The sequence below is a fragment of the Hydrogenovibrio thermophilus genome (assembly GCF_004028275.1).
In the GTDB taxonomy this organism is placed as follows: domain Bacteria; phylum Pseudomonadota; class Gammaproteobacteria; order Thiomicrospirales; family Thiomicrospiraceae; genus Hydrogenovibrio; species Hydrogenovibrio thermophilus.
The window spans coordinates 1,257,676-1,272,047 of the sequence record NZ_CP035033.1 but is presented as its reverse complement, the minus strand read 5'-3'; the positions used below and the strand labels follow the sequence as shown (position 1 = coordinate 1,272,047).

Here is a 14,372-nt window from a genome sequence, read left to right as displayed (position 1 = left end):
CTGGCGGGATTTTCGGTTTCCCCTTTCGCCATTCATGCTAGAATAGCCGCTTTGTTTATCCGATTAAAAATTCACCAAGAAGGGTTTGATTTCGCACCATGAAAACATCATCGCTTTTACTCGCCACCACCCGTGAAACCCCAGCCGATGCTGTGGTCATCAGCCACCAGCTCATGCTTCGTGCCGGCTTGATTCGACCGCTGGCCGGCGGTTTGTACACTTGGTTGCCGTTGGGTGTCCGTGTGTTGCGTAAAGTGGAAGCGATTGTACGTGAAGAAATGAACCGTTCCGGCGCGCAGGAATTATTGATGCCTGTGGTTCAACCACTGGAGTTGTGGGAAGAGTCCGGTCGTGCCGAAGATTACGGCCCGGAATTGCTGCGTTTCAAAGACCGCCACCAGCGTGACTTTGCGTTGGGGCCAACCCACGAAGAAATCATCACCGATTTGGTACGTAAGGAAATCCGCAGTTACAAGCAACTGCCAGCCAACTTCTACCAAATCCAGACCAAGTTCCGTGACGAAATTCGTCCACGCTTTGGGGTGATGCGCTCTCGTGAATTCATTATGAAAGACGCCTACTCTTTCCACATGGATCGCGACAGTCTGCAAACCACTTACGACGAAATGTACGATGCTTACAACCGTATCTTTTCACGCATCGGACTCGACTTCCGTCCGGTTCAGGCCGACACCGGTTCCATTGGCGGCGACGGCTCGCACGAATTCCACGTGCTGGCCGATTCCGGTGAAGACGACATCGCTTTTTCCACCGAGTCCGACTTCGCCGCCAACGTCGAACTGGCGGAAGCCTTGGAACCACGTGGAGAACGCCCGGCGCCGAGCGAAGACCTGACCAAGGTCGCCACACCCGGCAAACACAGCATCGAAGAGGTCTGCGACTTTCTACAGGTCAAGAAAAAGAAAGTCCTGAAAACCTTAATTGTCAAAGGCGCTACCGACGAAAATCCAGTCGTTGCATTGGTGGTGCGTGGCGATCACGAACTCAACGAAATCAAGGCTGAAAAATTAGACTTAGTCGCCGAACCGCTTGAAATGGCCAGCGACGCGGAGATTCTGGACGCCGTTGGTTGCAACGCCGGTTCCATTGGTCCGGTTGGCTTGAACATTCCGGTCATCGTTGATCGCACCGCCGATCACGCCGTGGACTTTATCTGCGGCGCCAATGAAGACGGATTCCATTACACCGGCGCCAACTGGGATCGTAACGCTAACCCAACCCTAGTCGCCGACATCCGTAATGTCGTCAAAGGCGATCCAAGCCCATGCGGAAAAGGGAAAATCGAAATCCGCCGTGGCATTGAAGTCGGCCACATCTTCCAACTGGGCAACAAATATTCCAAAGCCCTCAACGCCACCGTGCTGAATGAAAACAGCCGTGCGCAAGTATTGGAAATGGGCTGTTACGGCATCGGTGTCACTCGAGTGGTCGCCGCCGCCATCGAGCAAAATCACGATGACAAAGGCATTATCTGGCCGGAAGCCATTGCGCCCTTCCAGGTGTGTATTGTACCAATGCAGATGCACAAGTCGCCACGCGTCGCGGAAGCCGCCAATAAGCTTTATGACGAACTGACCGCCAAAGGCATCGAAGTGCTGTTTGACGACCGCAGCGAACGCCCGGGCGTGATGTTCAACGACATGGAACTGATCGGCATTCCGCATCGCATCGTCATCGGCGAACGTGGCCTAGACAACGGCATGATCGAATACAAACACCGCACCGATGAAAAAGCCCAAGATATCGCCGAAGCGGAGTTTATGGACTTCTTGCTCGCCAAGCTCAACGCTTAAGCCCAGTTCGGCCTTACGCCCATTCATAAAAACCACCAGGCCTGGTGGTTTTTTTGTTTTGACGATAAAAAATACATTCTTTGGCTTCAAAAGTCGTAAGATTAGGCTCTTAATTACACAGGCGTCGTAAAAGTGTCCATCGAACATTATTCCATCTTTTTCATCACCACTTTTTTGTTGATTTTGGTGCCCGGTCCATCCGCGATGACCGTTGCTTCACAAGGGGCATCACTGCAGTCCAAAAAAGCATTTTTAGGTGTCTTAGGCATTGCCACAGCGGATTTGCTTTTCTTCGCACTGTCTGCGACGGGTATTTCCGCTTTAATTGTTGCGTCCAGCTTAATGTTTACCATCATCAAGTGGCTAGGGGTGGCGTTTTTGGTTTACCTGGGGCTGACGGTACTGTTCAGTAAAGGGTCGGCCATTCAGTTCAGCCCAAAAAAAACCGACCACCACGCGCTTAAGCTCTTCAGCCAAGGATTGGTGATTCAACTTGCCAACCCCAAAGCGTTAATGTATTTCACCGCTCTATTGCCACAATTCATCAACCCGAACGAACCGTTATTCATGCAATTGCTACTCATTGGGTTAACCTTTTTCTTTGCCGACACCTTTGTTTACAGCCTTTACAGTTTTATGGGCGCCCATATGGCAAGACGCAAACTGAAAGCCTGGGTGATTCAGCTAATCAATAAAGTAGCCGGCCTGACATTGATTTACACCGGCATCAAAATGGCTATGCTGGAAAACCGCAACCCTTGATTTCATAACCATTCTCACGCGACACAATCAGATCTTTTTTAATACTTGGTTACGCATTACACTAAAAACCGCCAGGCTTGGCCGTTTTCCGAAAAATTTCTTAGCACCTTCTTTATTGTTACAATAAAGTAACATATAATATAACAATTATATGACAAGCTACGTAATTGCTATACTTTGTAAACATTTGAGTTAGCGATATATTTTTCAATATATAGCAATTACGAAAATAAAATATTGTGACGGCACCCATAAAATAACAATGCATAGATTCACGCTTTCGCACTGGTGGGCACTACTGTTCATCCTCTTCTTCCCCTTCCTGATGATGAACCTCTATTCCGATTTTATTCGGGAGTCGGAGATGAACTCACGACTGGGCTGGTTGGTGATGCTGGGCGGCTTTGCTTATTTGGCACGTCATCATGTTTACCTTTATCGTTTTTTACTCTTGATATTGATTTTTATCACCCTTTCAGGCGCTATGGATTTACTCTATGCCGTAACTTTCGGTGGGGTTTTCACCTCTGCGTCATTTGAAGCCATTTCACAATCTGACCCCAGAGAAATTTATGAATTTCTAACCGTATACGCCAGTTATGAAAACGTGGTGCTGTTGTTACTCTACCTGACGATTTCATACCTGCTACTAAAGCGCATGCTGGTAAAAACGTCTCTGATGCGTAAGGAAAAAGTTTTGGTGGGCTTGGCCATTGTCATGTTCATCGTTGCGATAGTGGAAGTACAGAAACGCAACCGGGTATTTGACACCATTCCCGGCTTTAACGGCGTTGCCATTGACTACCTCAATAACCGAGAAGGTTTTGAACAGAGTATTCAAGCCCGCGAGGAACTGGACACCCAAACTGATTTTTCAGCTTCCTCGAGAGACATTCCGCAGACTTACGTGATTATCATCGGCGAATCCATGAACCGCAATCACATGTCGCTATACGGTTATCCTCGTGCAACCACGCCCATGTTAGACGCCGTTCGTTCCGACCTGATTGCCTTTGAAAACATCGTCACGCCCTATGCGCAAACGGCCGCCTCGTTAAGACATGTCTTAACCGAAGCCAACACCGACAACCAAAAAGACATCAATCAATCGGTCAGCTTAATGGGCGTTTTCAACAAAGCGGGCTTTGAAACCTGGTGGCTTTCGAACCAACAACCGATGCGTATGCCATTCGCGGCCTTAGCCAAAACAGCCGACCATAGCCATTTCATCAGCCATGATTTCCATGGCGTCGAAGTGGAACGCTATGACGGCTACCTACTGCCTTACATTCAAGAGGCCGTTCAAGCGCCAGCGGAAAAGAAAGTGATTTTCGTCCACCTGATGGGCAGCCACTTGGACTATAACAATCGTTATCCGCCGGAAAAATCGGTGTTCAAGAACCGTGACAAGCTTCAAGCATACCGGCCAGACGTCAGCGACAGTCAAGCGAGCTACATTAACAGTTACGACAACTCCATTCATTACACGGATGAAATCGTCGGCACCACCATCGCCGATTTAACTACCGTTTCCAACGCAGCCGCCTTACTGTTTTTTGCGGATCACGGTGAAGAGGTGTTTGACACCAAAGATTTCAAAGGCCATGGCCCGGATGGGGTAACGGCTTCTATGTTGGAGGTGCCGTTTATCGTATGGCGTAACAGCGCCTACCGTGAAACCTTTCCAGACGTTGACCAGATAATGGCAAACCATACCGGCCAACCGGGGCTATTGGATGATGTTTTCCATTTCGCGCAATGTTTGACGCAAGTGGAATCCTCGCTGTATGATGCGCAAAACGCTTTGTGTTCGGCGGACTTTCAACCGCGTAAACGCATTGCTTATGGACAAGATTACGATACCGAACTGAAAAGGAAAGCCCCTTGAAATCGCCTTACACCGGATGGTCGCGCATTTTCTACGCTGCCGGCTACTCTTACAAAGGATTGAAATCGACCTGGAAGCACGAAGCGGCTTTCCGCCAGGAAGCCGTTCTATGCTTATTGCTAACGCCCATTGCCATCTGGCTGGGCGACAGCCTGATGGAAATCATTGCCTTGATCGGCGTCCTGGTGTTTGTCTTGATTGTGGAAATGCTGAACTCCGCGGTGGAATCCACCATCGATCGGATTGGTCAGGATTACCATAAACTGTCCGGCCGCGCCAAAGACCAAGGTTCCGCGGCGGTGTTTCTGTCTTTTTTTCTCGCCGCACTGGTCTGGGGCGGCTTCATCATCGACAAGCTGCTTGCCTAAGCGATAAAACTTCTAACTCGCTTCGTTAATTTCGCCCTGACTGTCTTGAGCCTGGCGCGCCTCAATGTAATCCGCGCCCCATTCGTACAGTAGCTCCAACACTGGCTTGAGACGTTCACCCTGCCCAGTGAGTCGGTAATCCACTTTCGGCGGCACCACCGGATACACCGTTCGGATGACAACGCCTTCCTCTTCCAGTTGCCGCAACTTCTGTGTCAGCATTTTCTGTGTGATTGGCGGTATCAGGCGACGTAATTCGCTATTACGTTTGGGTCCTTGCATCAAGTACCACAAAATCAACCCCTTCCATTTGCCATCCAAAATATCAATCGCGACTTGAAAAGCGCACTGATAGGTCTGATTATTGACGACAAAGCCACAGTTTTTTTCCGACATGGTATTCCTTACATTATTAATGGTTACTTTTTAGTAAGTATATTACAAAAAAGTACATACTTACCAAAACAATACATAAATGATAGCATACTCTAACTTTGTAAATTTGACCTCAAATTCATTGAAAAGGACCTCCTCATGGAAAAAACCTTCATGCAAGCCATGCAAGACCGTTATGCCGTTAAAGCCTTCAAACCGGAAGCGGACATCGAACCGGACACATTCGAGAAAATTTTGGAAGCTGGTCGCCTGTCTCCCAGCTCTTTTGGCTTGGAACCGACCCGTTTTCTGGTGGTCCGAGACCCGGCCATCCGTGCTGAACTGAAAGCGGCTTGTGGCGGTCAACCGCAAATCGACACCTGCAGCGAACTGGTTGTATTCGTCACGGTTAAAGAGTTCGATGGCATTACCGATTACGCCAAAAAACAGTTTGGCCGCTGGGGTTTGGACGACAACGCCATGCAAGGCGTCTTGAACTTTTACGGCAGTTACATCAGCCAGTTCAATGAACAAACCCTACCTTACTGGTCCGGCAAACAAGCCTACATTGCCTTGGGGAACATGATGACCGCCGCTCAGGTTTTCGGCATCGGTTCTTGCCCGATTGAAGGCTTCGATAAAGACCAAGCGATGAAAGCCTTGAAGTTGGATGCGAATCAATATGACCTGCACGTCATTATGGCACTCGGAGAACCGGCCGACCAAGCCAGACCGAAGCACCGCCTCCCTCTGACCGATTTAGTAACCCACCTCTAAACAAAACAGGGGGTATCGCCCTTTTAACCAGGCCTGGCCATTTATCGTTAATGGCCAAGTAATAAAAACCAATTGTTTTGTAAATAAAAATTGACTTACTCCGCCGATTAGCGTCTAATTGGTTCCACATTCGGAAAGAAATTCTGAAATTCTTTGTTTATCTGCTCGACTTCGTTGTTTTATTCGTAATTCTCCGTTCTCCGTAGTTCATTAAGTAACAGTTTATTTTTCTGATGATTACGCCGAAAGGCATGCTTTTTTATAGATTTTTACAGGATTAAAATTATGTCTGAAACAACGACAGGTACCGTTAAGTGGTTTAACGAATCAAAAGGCTTTGGCTTTATCGAACAAGAATCCGGTCCGGATGTTTTTGCACACTTCAGTGCCATCACCGGTTCTGGTTTCAAAACCCTAGCCGAAGGTCAAAAAGTTGAGTTCACCGTTACACAAGGCGCGAAAGGGCCTCAAGCGGAAAACATCACGGCACTGTAAGCGATCAGCTTAAGTGTTTTGAGATAAAAAAGCAGGACAGTGTCCTGCTTTTTTTATGCCCGGAAAAAACAGGCCCGACACTATTCCACCAGATAAGACATCAAGTGAATGTAAAGTTTTTCCAGCACTTTGATATTGTATTCAGTGATTTCATGATCGCAGTCCGGGTGCTCCAAAGCAGCCTTGTTCGCATACCAGAAACGCTTACAGGTTTGAATGGTCATCCGTAACTCATACGGCGTTGGGTTACCCGGTTCCGCCCAGTTACCAGGCATCATATCGATTTCCTTAGGCTGAAAACGATATAAGGTACCTTTCGGATTTTCACAATCAGCGGATGTTGACGTCCTCACATAATGCGGAGCCGCCGAAGGAACAGGCACGCTTCTCGCATCGTGAGGGTTTCTGACTCTTGGCATAGCAAGTCTCCCTAAAACGATTAACGATTTCACATACCTCGCTGACAGTATATAACCTAGTAAAGCAGTAGGAAATAAAAATTTTTCATCCCGTCATAGGTCATTACCCCCTTTAAAAGAAGGGTTATAACGGTTTTTCACAACAAAAACACTCTGTTAAACATATCGTTCAATGGCTTTTTCCGGTAGAATCAATCGCAAAAATAATGAACGTCAAACACGTAAAAAGAGAGTAATTATGGATATTTGGCAGAAAATTTTTCTGTATTTAGGGGCCGGCCTTGGAGCCGTTATGCTGATTGTCGCGATGATCACACTCGGCACCGCCGAAAACGGCCAGCTTTCAGTGGAAGGCTTACAACATTTATCGGGACAAATGACTTCTCTTTACGAAGTGGTGCGTTGGTTTGTCTACCTTTGGTTGATTTCCGGCATCGTCTTGCTGGTGCGTTTTCTAATGCGGGTTTTCGGCCGCCGCTGAGATTAAAACGCCTTGAGTTGAAAACCGCCAGGCCTGGCGGTTTTTTGGTTTTATACGTCTTCTTTCAGAATCGCATAGGTACCGGTCGCGTAAGCTACCAATTTTCCTTCATCATGCAGTTCAATTGTCACAAAAGCTACCTTCTTGCCTTGGCGTTTCACTTCAGCCGACGCTAATAAATGCTTTCCAGAAGCCGGCTTAAGATAGTTAATTTTGATTTCCATGGTCACCGCCGTAAAGCCCTCATCCAAGCTTGAAACTGCGGCATACCAGCCGGTGTTATCCATCAAGGTCGAAATCACACCGCCATGCACAAACCCCATGTGCTGTAGATGATAGGGTTCAACGTGTAACTCCACTTCCGCCGTTCCCGTTGCATAGCTTTTCAATTCCGCACCGATGTGCTCCAAAAAAGGAAATTTAACGGCTTTCATTGCAAGATCGCACTCCCAAAATAAAAAGATAATTTTACCACGCTGACGCTCCCAACTTAAAAATGTCTCGGCCTGATTTAAGATAAACGTCTATAATTCATATTACATTCAATTGAACTCCATCCATGCAAACCGGATAAAGATAAAACATGCAAATTCAATGGTACCCAGGGCACATGCACAAAGCGCAAAAAGAAGTGCGCGAAATCCTCCCGCAAGTGGATTTAATCATCGAAGTGCTTGACGCCCGCATTCCGTTCAGCAGCGAAAACCCGATGATCGCCAAGCTTCGCGGCGACAAACCGACCATCAAGATATTCAACAAATCCGACCTGGCCGACGCCGATAAAACCGCGGAATGGCAAGCCTATTTCGAACAGCATAAAAACATCAAGACCTTGGCTTTGAACGCTCAGCAATCGGATCGTAAAGCTCAGGTATTGGGGCTGATCAATAAAATGTTTCCACGAGAGGAAGACTCCGTCAAGGTCATACACGCCCTGATTCTCGGCATTCCCAATGTCGGAAAATCCACCTTAATCAACACTCTGGCCAGCCGCCCGATCGCCAAAACCGGCAATGAACCGGCCGTGACCAAAATGTTGCAGCGCATTAAGCTGGAAGACGGTATCACTCTGTTCGATTCGCCCGGCATGTTGTGGCCGAATATCGAAAACGAGCACTCCGGTTATCGCCTGGCGATTACCGGCGGCATCAAAGAAACCGCTTTCGAGTTGCCCGACATCGCCAGTTACGCGGCGGAATATTTACTGACGCACTACCCGCAACGCTTGAAAGAACGCTATCAGCTTGACGAGCTCCCGCTGCACGATCCTTTCCCGGACGTGGCTTTTTTGGAAACCGTCGGGCGCGACCGCGGCTGTCTGGTCAGCGGCGGGCAGGTGGATTTGGATAAGATTTCCCGCATTTTGATTACCGAAATCCGTGATGGGCAACTTGGTGCCCTAACCTTTGAAACACCGGAGATGATGGAGCAGGAATTACAACAGGTCGACATCAAGCGTGAACAAAAAGCAGCCAAAAAACAAGCCCGCCTCGATGCCCGCAAGCAAAAGAAAAACAAACGCAATCGCTGACATCTTCAGCGCTTGAATACAAGGACGAACAAGCCATGCTCAGTTATCGCCACTCCTTTCATGCGGGTAATTTCGCCGATGTGCTCAAACACAGCGTGACGGTTCAAATCCTCAAGTATCTGACCCTCAAACCCAAACCGATTTATTATCTGGACACCCATTCCGGCGCAGGCGCGTTCAGTTTATCCAACAGTGAAGCGCAAAAAAACCGGGAATACGAAAACGGCATCGGGCAACTTTGGCCTCTGCTCAATGAATTAGACAACTGCCCAGGCCTGGTCAAAGATTATCTGGAGACGGTGCAGCAATTCAATCCGCAAACCGAACTGCAAACATACCCGGGTTCTCCCTGGTTCGCGCAGCACCTGCTTCGCCTGCAGGACCGATTGGATTTTTTCGATTTACACCCAAATGAAAGCCAAATTTTGCGGAAAAATTTCACCGGAGACAAGCGTATTCACGTTTATCCGAAAGACGGTTTTCATGCCTGCATGAGCCAACTGCCGCCCAAAGAAAAACGCGGTTATGTATTGATGGATCCACCTTACGAAATCAAAACAGATTATGCAAAAGCGGTGGAAACCTTGGTTAAAGCGCATAAAAAGTTTGCCAACGCCACCTATGCCCTGTGGTATCCAGTCGTAGAACGCCATCGCATTCAGTCCATGGAAAAGGCGTTTATCGACAGCGGCATCCGAAATATTCAGTTGTTTGAGTTAGGCATCGCCAAAGACGGCGATCAAGGCATGACGGCCAGCGGCATGATTGTGATTCATCCGCCGTGGAAATTGATGGAAACTCTGCAGGCCGGCTTGCCGTTTTTAAGCGAACGGCTTGGTGGTGCGCGCGGCCATTATCGCGCCGAACAGTTAGTCCCGGAATAAACGATCAGAACTGATACGCCAACTTCAGACCACTGCCCCAGCTGGGGTCGAGTTGATATTGATTTTGACGATTGCCGTGGCGGTTGTAAAAGCTGAAACGGTAGTCGGCGGAATATTGTCCAAACACATCCAAACGCCAGTTTTTCGACGCCCGATAAGACAACATGACGTCGGCTTTCCAAGTTTGAATTTCAACATATCCTTTTTCTTCAACCGGGCTGTCATCGGCCAACTTAGCCATAAACTGCCGGTACGACGCGCCGGTACTGATGTTCCAGTTTTCCGCAAAACCATAAGCCACATAGGCGCGCGGAAAGCCGAGCACCGCCGACAAGCCGTCCCAGCTTCGGGCTCGATACGCGACCCCAATCGCCGGATACAAGCGGCTTCGCACCGGATGGTAGTTGTAAATCAAACCACCCAAAAGCGACACGTCATTCTTCAGTTGATAGGAAACCAAGGCTCTCAGGTTGACGCTGTAGGAATCGTCGGTCTGTTCTTCATATTTGGACGACACCCCAAGACTGCTTAAGAACAGCATTTTCGAGTTGATACGGTGGTTGAACTTTCCGCCAATGCGCGCCCCGCGAAGGCCTTTTACCGGTTTGTCATGACCATTCCCAAAAGGCAGTTTATCAATGTCGTGCCAATCCAGACTCCAATAGGTATAGCCCAAATACGCCAATTGGTTTTCAAGCAGAACATCGTAATAACGATCCGAGACTTCCCCGCCATAATCCTGAATGCCCGACGGATTGAAATAACCGGTTTCCAGCGTAATCTTCGGGGCCCAAGGACTTTTTTCCGCCATCGCGAGGGCCGGAACCCCTGCGGTTAAACACACCAACAAAGGTTTCGACATTTTAAACACGTTTATTCACCGTCTCTTTGATTTAGATATTGATAAGCGACTTTCAAGGCTTCATCGGCGTCCAAACCTTGATGCATAAAGTCGTAGGCGATTTGCTGCTCTTCACTGAGAAAGCGGTTTTCGAAATCGGAAATCAGCGTTTTCCAAGCCAGCTTGTCATTGGATTCTTCCGGAGTATGCGCTAACAACTTGGCCAGCGTCGCGAACGCCAGCGTGCTTTCATTCATTTGGTGCAGATAGGCGCGAAAATCATCGAACTCGTCTTTCAAATCCTGTACTTTCATTTCCGCCGACAAACCGCTGTTGAAAATGGAGTCCACCGCGTTGATAAAACGCGCCACCTCTTTCTGGTTTCGATCGGATTGCGTCACCGCGAGGTTCAAGGCCATGCTGGCTTCCTGAAAGTCGGATTGGTCCGTCGATAAAGCGGAGCCGTCTTCCATGAAATTGAATTCGGATAATTGAGACGTTTCCATCGATACCAGAGCCGTCTGGGCATCGGTCATGACCAAACGATGATGCGCCAACAATTGCCCACTGGTGACTTGAGCGATGTGGCAACCGCAGAGGTATTTACCGTTCTCATCCGGACGCAGGTGAATGACTTCCACGCCTTCCAAGCAATAGACCTCTTCGGTTTGTTCGTTCTTGACGCGTAGACTGATTAATTGTTGCGGCAGGAACAAATCCGGGTCGTCGATATAGAACCCCAACCCGGTCAAGTTGACATCCGCCCCTTCAAACGCCACGGAAAACGTCTCGTCTTCATGGTTTGTCACTTGAAACGGCCGGACAAAACGTGCCGACTGCCGCTGCTCCAAGTCCATTTGAATCATATTGCTACAACCCTGCTCAGGTGCGAACTTTGCTCGCAATCTCTTTTTGATAACCCAATGCTTCGCAGTCGGCCTGCGGAATCCACCCCAGACAGCTGCGCACTTTCAAAGACTGATAATTCCGCACAATCGGCATAACAGTCAAAATTCCCCAGGCCTGCTGATACCAACGCCAACCGATGGCAGACGGCTGCTGCGCCCACCACAGGTTATTGACACCGAAATGGCGGGTTTTGAAAATCAAATGGAAGGCCAGGCGCCAATATTTCAATGCAAAGCGTAATTTTGTTTTGTTCATGGCATCATTCTATCACAAGCGGGTTTAAGAGGGTTATCGGCCGTTTGCACGGCCTTTTGAGGTTGGAAGATTGATTAAAGCGTTTATTTTTTTGCGTCGTATTTCCGAATAAACTCTTCCAGCATTTTCTGGTCGACCATGCCGGTTCTCGCCGCAACCACCTCGCCTTTCGGGGTGACCATATAAGTGGTTGGCAAGCCTCTCAAAGGACCGAACGGAGTGGTTTTACCGTCAATGCGGCCTTTTTGGCGAACAATCGGAAACTTGATGTCTTCCTGTTCCAAAAACGTTTTCACCTGAGACGGACTGTTATCTTCATAGTTCACGCCCAAAACGACGGCATTTTTATCTTTATGGGCATCATAGAAAAAGCCTAACTCTGGCATTTCCACACGGCACGGCGGGCACCAGGTCGCCCAATAGTTCACCACCACCCACTTGCCTCGAAAATCGGACAGTTTCACTGTTTTACCATCCAGCGTTTCGAACTCAATGTCGGCCGCCGCTTGAACCGTTGATGACAAAGCCGCCATCCACACCATTGAAATTAAAAGAGAGAATTTAATCGGATTCATCCAGTTTTTCGCGTGAATCATCTTGCTTCCTTATGGTTTCATTTTTAATCGCAAGCAGGCTACCACAGCCCGCGAGACAGACTATGAATGCTTCGTTAATATCTGTTTAACGAACGGCAAGGTCATGCGGCGCTTTTCCACAAACGTCGCCTGTTCGAGAATTTTCAGCACCGACAGCAACTCCTGCAAGTCGGTGGAAAATTGTTTGATGAGGTAGTTGCCCACGTCCAATGGCAGTTCAAAGCCTAGCTTCAAGGCATGGCGTTGCATCGCGACCACCAGATCGCGCTTATTGTGCAATGGCTTCAAACGAATCGGCAACACCGACATCAACGCCTGAGTCAGATCCGACGTCACAATCGGCCAGTCCCCGATATTCTGCATGCCCGACAACACCACTTTATGCCCCAGTACCTTAGAACGCATCAACAGATTCGCCAAAGCATGCTCCCAAGATTCTTGCCCGATCACCTTTTCCACATCATCAAGGCACACCAACGGCGTGCGCTCCAGACCATGGAGCACATCTGGAATCAACGGTAAGGTCGTGTCACCCAACGGCAAATACACACTGGCGGATTTTTTTTCCGTCATAAAGCGGCAGGCCGCCTGCAGCAGATGGGTTTTGCCCACCCCACTCTCACCTTGAAAATAAAAGGCTTCACCTTCCTGACTCTTCATCAGCGTCTGTTGAAACCGGTTCAACGCCAAGACGGTCGCTTCGTCTTCGGTCACAAACGTGTCAAAGCAAACCTCTTCACGCAAACCGATTTTAAGGGGTAACTGTACAAACACTGTCGCTTATCTTCCTATCGGCCCGTCGACTTTATTCCCATTCCGCATTGACTTGCCCGATGACGGCATCATCACGAACCGACACCAAATTAGGCATGGCCGCCAATCGATTCACCAATCGAATGTATTCGCCTTGATAGACCACCTCGAACACCACCTGATGCTTCTCCACCGATGTCAAACGCACCTGATGAACAGTCGGTTTCATGGCTTTCAGTCGTTTTTCCAACTCCGTCAGTTGCTCGACCGAATGGATGTTATCGACCGTCAGGGTCAAAGATCCCAGAAACTCGGCCTGCTCACGATATGGTGCGGAATACAATCGCAACAGTTCGGAAAAAGTGTCTTCAAAGTACCCTTGTTCCGGTTCCTCACGGGTCTCCCCCTGTAACAAGCTGATTCCGCTGCGATCAAACAATTGCCATTTATAGCGTTCGGCACCGCTGATGGACGCCACCACCTGAAAGCTCAACAAATAACGGGCATCACTGGATTGTAAAATGTCAGCCACCCGTTGGTTGGAACCATCCGCATCCGGATAAACCCAATTAGTCGCATATTGCGGCGTTTCAATCGGCAACCCCAGTTGTAAGGCGGTATTACGGTAATTCAGTTTCGGTAAATAATCCAATGTCTCGCCGGTTAGCTTGACCAGGGTTCCGGCAATCAATTGCGACCCCATGACCAGCGTCGTCGGACGATTCGCCATCGGCCAAATCACCAGCCCCTGTTGCTGGAAATAACGGTAAAAGCGCTGTTGGTCAAACTCGAACACCAACCAGTTGCCGACCTTGACCCCTTCCTGTTCATAAGATTCATAGCGATAACTTTTCAACCAAGCCTTCGGCGATTGAACAAACGTCTCGGCTTCGGGTTGCGATAAAAAACTTGGATTGCCCGTCAAACGAATCAGTTCGATTCGAATCGCCTTCAATAAACTCTCGTCCAACGTCTGCTGAGCGCTTTTATCCGTCGCGTCATCCAACTGTAGCATTCGAACTTCAAACAAATCCGATTGCTCACCGGCATAACCGGAAGCGGCGAAGGTCATTAAAATAAAAAATACCGCCGAGACAAAACTTCTCATATTTACCTCATGATTTTTGGTTACAATATGTTATCCGATTTTGCGGTAAAACTCTGGTAAATTCGTCACAAGATTTCAGGTGTCGAATGCTTGCGAAGGTGCAAGTCACTCGCCGG

At 48.6% G+C, this 14,372-nt stretch carries 18 protein-coding genes; 9 read left to right on the top strand and 9 right to left on the bottom strand.

From position 1 onward, the window contains the following. The first annotated feature begins 98 nt into the window (after positions 1-98). The 4 genes from EPV75_RS05955 (at position 99) to EPV75_RS05940 (ending at position 4,832) form a co-directional block, all read left to right on the top strand. Entirely contained in the window at positions 99-1,814 is a 1,716-nt protein-coding gene (locus EPV75_RS05955) for a proline--tRNA ligase (protein ID WP_128384788.1), read from the top strand. A gap of 132 nt (positions 1,815-1,946) precedes the next feature. After that, a complete protein-coding gene (locus tag EPV75_RS05950) occupies positions 1,947-2,576 on the top strand; it encodes a LysE family translocator (RefSeq protein WP_127119795.1) in 630 nt (209 codons plus the stop codon). Between the two features lie 364 nt (positions 2,577-2,940). Beyond that, entirely contained in the window at positions 2,941-4,464 is a 1,524-nt protein-coding gene (locus EPV75_RS05945) for a phosphoethanolamine transferase (protein WP_192894047.1), read from the top strand. Then, a complete protein-coding gene (locus EPV75_RS05940) occupies positions 4,461-4,832 on the top strand; it encodes a diacylglycerol kinase (RefSeq protein ID WP_128384786.1) in 372 nt (123 codons plus the stop codon). The genes EPV75_RS05945 and EPV75_RS05940 overlap by 4 nt, the downstream gene beginning before the upstream one ends. Positions 4,833-4,844: 12 nt before the next feature. Here EPV75_RS05940 and EPV75_RS05935 read toward each other — a convergent pair whose 3' ends face one another. Continuing rightward, positions 4,845-5,228 carry a winged helix-turn-helix transcriptional regulator gene (locus EPV75_RS05935; RefSeq protein ID WP_128384785.1) on the bottom strand — a complete coding sequence of 128 codons (384 nt, stop codon included), beginning with the start codon at positions 5,226-5,228 and terminating at the stop codon, positions 4,845-4,847. 138 nt (positions 5,229-5,366) lie between these two features. Between EPV75_RS05935 and EPV75_RS05930 the strand changes: the two genes are divergently transcribed. Continuing rightward, the gene (locus tag EPV75_RS05930) at positions 5,367-5,984 is read left to right on the top strand and encodes an NAD(P)H-dependent oxidoreductase (protein ID WP_128384784.1); all 618 of its coding nucleotides are present in this window, start codon (positions 5,367-5,369) and stop codon (positions 5,982-5,984) included. Positions 5,985-6,269: 285 nt separating this feature from the next. Continuing rightward, positions 6,270-6,479 carry a cold-shock protein gene (locus EPV75_RS05925; protein ID WP_029937917.1) on the top strand — a complete coding sequence of 70 codons (210 nt, stop codon included), beginning with the start codon at positions 6,270-6,272 and terminating at the stop codon, positions 6,477-6,479. 80 nt (positions 6,480-6,559) lie between these two features. On the opposite strand, the gene EPV75_RS05920 is transcribed toward EPV75_RS05925, so the two are convergent. Then, on the bottom strand, positions 6,560-6,757 hold the full coding sequence (locus tag EPV75_RS05920; RefSeq protein ID WP_128384783.1) for a hypothetical protein: 198 nt from the start codon (positions 6,755-6,757) through the stop codon (positions 6,560-6,562). 379 nt (positions 6,758-7,136) lie between these two features. Between EPV75_RS05920 and EPV75_RS05915 the strand changes: the two genes are divergently transcribed. Continuing rightward, positions 7,137-7,379, top strand: a complete 243-nt coding sequence (locus tag EPV75_RS05915; protein ID WP_128384782.1) for a hypothetical protein — start codon at positions 7,137-7,139, stop codon at positions 7,377-7,379. A gap of 50 nt (positions 7,380-7,429) precedes the next feature. Here EPV75_RS05915 and EPV75_RS05910 read toward each other — a convergent pair whose 3' ends face one another. Beyond that, the gene (locus tag EPV75_RS05910; RefSeq protein WP_029937914.1) at positions 7,430-7,813 is read right to left on the bottom strand and encodes a PaaI family thioesterase; all 384 of its coding nucleotides are present in this window, start codon (positions 7,811-7,813) and stop codon (positions 7,430-7,432) included. Between the two features lie 149 nt (positions 7,814-7,962). Here EPV75_RS05910 and ylqF point away from each other — a divergent pair, with 149 nt between their 5' ends. Both ylqF and EPV75_RS05900 read left to right on the top strand, forming a co-directional pair. Next, entirely contained in the window at positions 7,963-8,910 is a 948-nt protein-coding gene (gene ylqF / locus EPV75_RS05905; protein ID WP_128384781.1) for a ribosome biogenesis GTPase YlqF, read from the top strand. 35 nt (positions 8,911-8,945) lie between these two features. After that, positions 8,946-9,794 carry a 23S rRNA (adenine(2030)-N(6))-methyltransferase RlmJ gene (locus EPV75_RS05900; RefSeq protein ID WP_128384780.1) on the top strand — a complete coding sequence of 283 codons (849 nt, stop codon included), beginning with the start codon at positions 8,946-8,948 and terminating at the stop codon, positions 9,792-9,794. A 4-nt stretch (positions 9,795-9,798) separates the two neighbouring features. Here EPV75_RS05900 and EPV75_RS05895 read toward each other — a convergent pair whose 3' ends face one another. The 6 genes from EPV75_RS05895 to EPV75_RS05870 all read right to left on the bottom strand — a co-directional run bounded on the left by EPV75_RS05895 (position 9,799) and on the right by EPV75_RS05870 (position 14,256). Then, positions 9,799-10,656 carry a hypothetical protein gene (locus EPV75_RS05895; protein WP_128384779.1) on the bottom strand — a complete coding sequence of 286 codons (858 nt, stop codon included), beginning with the start codon at positions 10,654-10,656 and terminating at the stop codon, positions 9,799-9,801. Positions 10,657-10,667: 11 nt separating this feature from the next. Continuing rightward, positions 10,668-11,501, bottom strand: coding sequence for a C48 family peptidase (locus EPV75_RS05890; protein WP_127119805.1), 834 nt, complete (start codon positions 11,499-11,501; stop codon positions 10,668-10,670). 16 nt (positions 11,502-11,517) lie between these two features. Beyond that, positions 11,518-11,799, bottom strand: a complete 282-nt coding sequence (locus EPV75_RS05885) for a hypothetical protein (protein ID WP_029937909.1) — start codon at positions 11,797-11,799, stop codon at positions 11,518-11,520. 83 nt (positions 11,800-11,882) lie between these two features. Beyond that, positions 11,883-12,395, bottom strand: coding sequence for a TlpA disulfide reductase family protein (locus tag EPV75_RS05880; RefSeq protein WP_225972419.1), 513 nt, complete (start codon positions 12,393-12,395; stop codon positions 11,883-11,885). A 60-nt stretch (positions 12,396-12,455) separates the two neighbouring features. Then, positions 12,456-13,169 (bottom strand): DnaA regulatory inactivator Hda, encoded by a 714-nt coding sequence (gene hda, locus EPV75_RS05875; RefSeq protein WP_029937907.1) that lies wholly within the window; start codon positions 13,167-13,169, stop codon positions 12,456-12,458. A gap of 31 nt (positions 13,170-13,200) precedes the next feature. Then, positions 13,201-14,256, bottom strand: a complete 1,056-nt coding sequence (locus EPV75_RS05870; protein ID WP_128384778.1) for a DUF2066 domain-containing protein — start codon at positions 14,254-14,256, stop codon at positions 13,201-13,203. Between the last annotated feature and the right edge of the window lie 116 nt (positions 14,257-14,372).